Genomic DNA, 2,999 nt, shown 5'->3' with positions numbered 1-2,999 from the left:
GAGAATTTCACCGTTCTGGGCCCAGTATAGCGCAAGTCTCGCCAGGGAAACAACGAAAATTCGTGCAGGTCAGTCGCACCTCTCGTTTGGCCGGGATCGCCCTGGGATCTTAACATCGTGCCGGCCCGGCCGATCTTTATGATAAAGGAGTCGGTGCGACGGACCCACTTCGGGGGGTGAGCCGGCGGCCGCCGGTGTCAGGGTGCTTGGGGCGGCTGGGGCGGAAGCAGACGCACGGCGCGACAGATGAGAGCCGAGGGGAGATTCACCATGCGCATAGACGGGAATTTGCCGGGCTGGCAACAGGTTTACGAAACGTGGCGGAACCGCCGGACCCCGGCCGGGCCGGGAGAGCGGGGACCCGCCCCCGGGGGAGGGGACGAGGTGGCCATCTCCGAGGCCGCCCGGGCCTTGGCCGGGGCGCCGGAGATCGGTTCTGCGGTGGATCGCCGGGTGGCGGGCGGAGCCGGTCCGGCAGGTGGCACGTCTCAGGCGGCGCCGGCGGGGGAGAGCCGGGAGGAACGGATCGCCCGGCTCAAGGAACAGATCGCCGCGGGCACGTATCAGGTGGACCCCGGGCGTTTGGCCGACCGAATGCTGGACTGGGTGACGGCCACCCGTCGGGTGAGTCGGGATAGGAAGGACGGCCCGGGGCTCTCACGCCTCTCGGGACAGGTGCCCGGGCAGGGGACCGGTCTACCCCTTGGCTCTGGGGATGGCCCGCTGGCTGGCCGGCTGCTTGGGGGAGCGCCCGCTGACCCCACAATGCCTTCCGGGGATAGCCCGAAGGCCGTGCCCGGCGCCGGACCCGCGGCTGCGGATCGGGAAGGGGGCGGGGCGGGATGAATGAGAAGATACAACATCTCGTGCGGACGGTGGAGGATCTGCTCAAGGAGTACCAGGGTCTTGTGGAGGATGGCCAGCGTCAGCGGGAGGCGCTGGTCGCCGGGGATATCGAGGCTCTCGATCGGATTGTGCGGGCCATGGATGAGCGGATGAAGCGGATTGCCGCCCACGAGCGCCGTCGGCTGGAGATCGGGGAAGCGCTGGCCGGGGAGTGGGGCATCCGGCCCGAGGAGCTTCGGTTGTCGGTGGTGGCCGAGCGGGTCGACCCGGGCACCCGCCGGCGGATGGAGGAGATCGCCGGTGAATTCGACCGGGTGCTGACGGAGCTTGAGCGGGTGAACGGCCAGAACCGGGCCCTGACCGAGCAGTCCCTGACCTACGTGCGCCAGATGATCGACGTGATCACCGCGGCGCAGGATGTCGGAGTGTACGGTCCGCCTGACGGTGTGCGTGCCTACGGCCCTGATGCGGCGGGTGGCCTTGCCGGCGCGTCCGCCTACGGCCCCGGTCCGGCAGGGGGTCCTGTCGGAGCACCGGTGCCGCCCAGGAGCGGAATGCCGCAGGGCGGGGCGCGGCTGTTCGATACCCGGGCGTGAGGGGGAATCACTGTTGCTGTGGACATTTTTCGGATTGGAAACGGCCGTGCGGGGCCTGCGGGGCCAGCAAGCGGCCATCAACACCACTAGCCATAATATCGACAATGCCAACACCCCGGGTTACACCCGGCAACGGGTGGATTTGGCCGCCTCCACGCCCATCGAGATGCCGTCTCTGTACAAAACGGCGACGCCCGGGCAAATCGGCACCGGGGTGCAGGTGGAGCAGATCACCCGGCTGCGGGATCAATTTTTGGACGACCAGTACCGCCACCAGAATCAGTATCTCGGAGAATGGAATGTGCGTCAGGATGCCTTGGACAAAATTTCCGCGATTCTGAACGAGCCGTCGGATTCGGGCCTGGCCACGGTGATGCAGAATTTCTGGAATGCCTGGGGCAAGCTGGGCCCCAATTCGGATGACCTCGCCGCCCGGATGCAGGTCAAGCAAACGGGGATTGCGGTGGCCCAGACGTTGAACCAGACGGCCAAGCAGTTGTCCGATCTGGACGCCGACCTCCAGCGGAGCCTTCAGGCGAAGGTCACCGAGGTCAATTCTTACCTTAACCAGATCGCGGCCCTGAACAATCAGATCGCCGAGATCCGCCAGGTGGGCGACCAGCCCAACGATCTGTTGGACCGGAGGGACCACTTGGTGGATCAGTTGTCGCAACTTGTCGACGTCCAGGCCACCGAGTCGGGCGGTACCTATACACTCACCATCGGCGGGCAGACGGTACTCCAGAACAGCACCGTCACTGCCCTGGATCCAAACAACCTCACCGTTGGGGGCGGCGAACTCAAAGGTCTGCTTGAGGCACGGCAGGATTTGGCTTCTTATCGCGCTCAATTGGATGCCTTTGCCAACGGTTTGGCGAACGGGAAGATGACGATCAAACTGCCAGGGGACTGGACCTTGGTCGGCTCGGGCGGTGCCACCCCGACTTTCCCCGTGGATGTCACCCTGGCGGACGGGCGTCAGTTCAAACAGGGGGACCAGGTGCCGGCGGACCTGATCACCACCACTCTGGCGGACGGCACCCAGGTGGCCACGATCCCCAAGGGGGCCACGGTGACCGTGAACGGACTGAACGGCCTGCACCGACTGGGGTACTCCCTGAACGGGCCCGGGGGCGATTTTTTTGTGTCGACGGATCCGAACGGCGGCCCGATCACCGCAGCGACCATTGCGGTGGCGCCGAATATCGTGAGTGACGTGGGGAACATCGCCGCGTCCCTGACCACCGCCCCCCAGAGCGGCACGGACCCGAAAACGGGCCTGGCCGGGGACGGGACTCTGGCGATCGCCGTCAACAACATCAAGGACGCGAAGATTGATTACACCGGGCTCGGTGTGGCCACCCCCTTGACCAACGGCACGTTGGACGATTATTTTCAGGCGGTGATCGGCGGCCTCGGGGTGCAGAGCCAGGAGGCCGAGCGCCAGGTGGCCAACCAGGAGGTCCTGGTGCAGCAGCTCGACGGCAAACGTCAGTCGGTCTCCGGGGTATCCATTGACGAGGAGATGGCGAACATGATCCGGTTCCAACAGGCCTA

At 65.8% G+C, this 2,999-nt stretch carries 3 protein-coding genes; all 3 read left to right on the top strand.

Translation table 11 applies throughout. The features are described from left to right. Positions 1-270: 270 nt before the first annotated feature. On the top strand, positions 271-846 hold the full coding sequence (gene flgM, locus K6T64_RS16560; protein WP_288011286.1) for a flagellar biosynthesis anti-sigma factor FlgM: 576 nt from the start codon (positions 271-273) through the stop codon (positions 844-846). After that, a complete protein-coding gene (locus K6T64_RS16555; RefSeq protein ID WP_288011283.1) occupies positions 843-1,442 on the top strand; it encodes a flagellar protein FlgN in 600 nt (199 codons plus the stop codon). Before flgM ends, K6T64_RS16555 begins: the two co-directional genes overlap by 4 nt. A gap of 13 nt (positions 1,443-1,455) precedes the next feature. Continuing rightward, a partial coding sequence (gene flgK, locus K6T64_RS16550) for a flagellar hook-associated protein FlgK (RefSeq protein ID WP_288011280.1) occupies positions 1,456-2,999 on the top strand: 1,544 nt, incomplete at its 3' end.

Source organism: Kyrpidia sp. (assembly GCF_023512215.1).
GTDB lineage: Bacteria > Bacillota > Bacilli > Kyrpidiales > Kyrpidiaceae > Kyrpidia > Kyrpidia spormannii.
The sequence above is the reverse complement of the archived record's forward strand: the minus strand, read 5'-3'. Positions and strand labels throughout refer to the sequence as shown.